1 protein-coding gene and 1 pseudogene are annotated in these 1,523 nt (G+C 79.0%); both read left to right on the plus strand.

What is annotated here, in order from left to right; genetic code table 11:
• Positions 1-745, plus strand: a pseudogene (locus N866_RS21665) (DNA polymerase Y family protein); the annotation flags it as partial.
• On the plus strand, positions 738-1,523 hold a 786-nt coding region (locus N866_RS18170; RefSeq protein ID WP_034229352.1), incomplete at its 3' end, for a PHP domain-containing protein. The pseudogene N866_RS21665 and the gene N866_RS18170, both read left to right, overlap by 8 nt.

The raw sequence follows: 1,523 nt of genomic DNA on the forward strand, positions 1-1,523 counted from the left end.
CACCGAGGCCGGGCAGGACCTGGTCCGCACGTGGCGGACCGACACCGCGCTGGGTGGCCTGTCGGTCGCCCGGGTGACCGACCGGGTCCGCTGGCAGCTCGAGGGCTGGCTGAACCGGGGCACCACGGGCCGGTCACCCGTCTCGTCGCTGGGGCATGACCCGGAGCCGTCGGGGCTGGTGCACCTCGCGCTGCGGGCGGAGGAGGTGCTGCCGGTCGGTGCGGAGCAGGGTCGGCTGTGGGGCGACCCGAGCGGTGCCGACCGCCGTGCGCAGCGGGCGCTGCACCGGGTCCAGGGCCTGCTCGGCGCCGAGGCGGTGCTGGGTGCCGTCCTGCAGGGCGGGCGGGACCTGCACGACCAGGTGCACCTCGTCCCCTGGGGCGAGGACCTCCCGGCGGCCCGGACCGCGACGGCCCCGTGGCCCGGCCGGCTCCCTCCGCCGGCCCCCGCGACCGTGCTGACGGAGCCCCCGGAGGTCGACCTCAGGGCACCGGACGGAGCCCCGGTCGGGGTCAGCGCGCGGCTGGAGCTGAGCGGCGAGCCCGCGGCGCTCACGCTCGAGGAGCCGGAGGGGGCCACCGTCCGTCGGGTCGTGGCATGGGCCGGGCCCTGGCCGGTCGTGCAGCGGTGGTGGGCGGCGGGTGCGGACCGGGCCGCCTACCTCCAGGTCCTCACCGACGACGGCGCCGGCCTCCTGCTCGTCCTGCGGGACGGGGCCTGGCGGCTGGAGGCCCGGTATGACTGACCTGGCACCCGCTCCCCGGCCGGACCCCCGAGGTCCCGGCCCGGACGGCGGCGCCCCGCGGTACGCGGAGCTGCACGCCCACTCGGCGTTCAGCTTCCTCGACGGGGCCAGCCAGCCCGAGGAGCTCGCGCAGGAGGCGGCCCGTCTCGGGCTGTCCGCCCTGGCGATCACGGACCACGACGGGCTCTACGGCGTCGTCCGCTTCGCCCAGGCGGCCCGGACCGCCGGCGTCCCGACGGCGTTCGGCGCCGAGCTGCACCTGCCGGACCCCACCGGCGTGCTGGACGCGCCCACCGGGTCGCCGGACCCGCGGGCCACCCACCTGCTCGTCCTGGCCCGGGGCCCGGACGGCTACCGGGCACTGTCGCGCGCCATCGCGGAGGCGCACCTCGCGACGGGCACCAAGGGCGCCGCCGACTACCGCCTCGAGTCCCTCGCCGAGGCCGCGGCGGGACGCTGGCTCGTGCTCACCGGCTGCCGCAAGGGCGCCGTCCGGCACGCGCTCGAGGGAGGACGCCGCCGCGCCGGGGGCGTGTGGGACCTCGACGCCGCCCGGGTGGAGCTCGACCACCTCACCGCGCTGTTCGGCCGGGACAACGTCGCGGTCGAGGTCACCGACCACGGCGACCCGTGGGACTCCGAGCGCGTGGACGCCCTCGCCGAGCTCGCCACCCGGGCCGGGCTGCCGCTCGTCGCCACCGGCAACGTCCACCACGCCCGCCCGGCCGACGCCGACCTCGCGGCGGCCCTCGCGGCCGTCCGCGCCCGGGCCAGCCTC

Source organism: Actinotalea ferrariae CF5-4 (genome assembly GCF_000603945.1).
In the GTDB taxonomy this organism is placed as follows: Bacteria; Actinomycetota; Actinomycetes; order Actinomycetales; family Cellulomonadaceae; genus Actinotalea; species Actinotalea ferrariae.